Here is a 466-nt window from a genome sequence, read left to right as displayed (position 1 = left end):
TGTTAGTGAGGGAGGTTGTTAGAAGAATGAGGAAGAAATTTACTCTGTTTTTTATTGTCACTGTTTTTATTTTCACTATCGGAATTTCATATGCGTTCGGAAAAAGTTATATTGATTTTAAAGCTGGTAATTTTTCTAGTACTGTGCTCGGCAAGTTGGATAAAGAAACCAAAAACACAGTCACAGCAGATAAGTTTGGTGCCACCGGGGACGGGACAGATCAGACGAAAGCTATCCAGTCTGCCCTCAATTACCTTGAAAGCATAGGAGGCGGTAAACTCGTCCTTGGCAAAGGGACGTATCTGCTAAGCCTAGCAAAAAGTGCACATAACAAGGCATGTTTAATGATTCCGGCTGGAGTAACTATTGAGGGTTCTGGTATGGGTGTCACCATCCTTAAACGCCTTGATAGCGAGCGGAATCAAGACGGTATACTGCTAGTTAATAAAGGTTACGACACTAAGGG

1 protein-coding gene is annotated in these 466 nt (G+C 41.8%); it reads left to right on the top strand.

The window, feature by feature from the left end:
• Nucleotides 1–26: 26 nt before the first annotated feature.
• Nucleotides 27–466: glycoside hydrolase family 55 protein (locus JO375_RS13490; RefSeq protein ID WP_229524965.1), on the top strand; the 440-nt coding region annotated here is incomplete at its 3' end.

The sequence above is a fragment of the Paenibacillus farraposensis genome, from assembly GCF_020736845.1.
In the GTDB taxonomy this organism is placed as follows: Bacteria; Bacillota; Bacilli; order Paenibacillales; family Paenibacillaceae; genus Paenibacillus; species Paenibacillus farraposensis.
The sequence above is the reverse complement of the archived record's forward strand: the minus strand, read 5'-3'. Positions and strand labels throughout refer to the sequence as shown.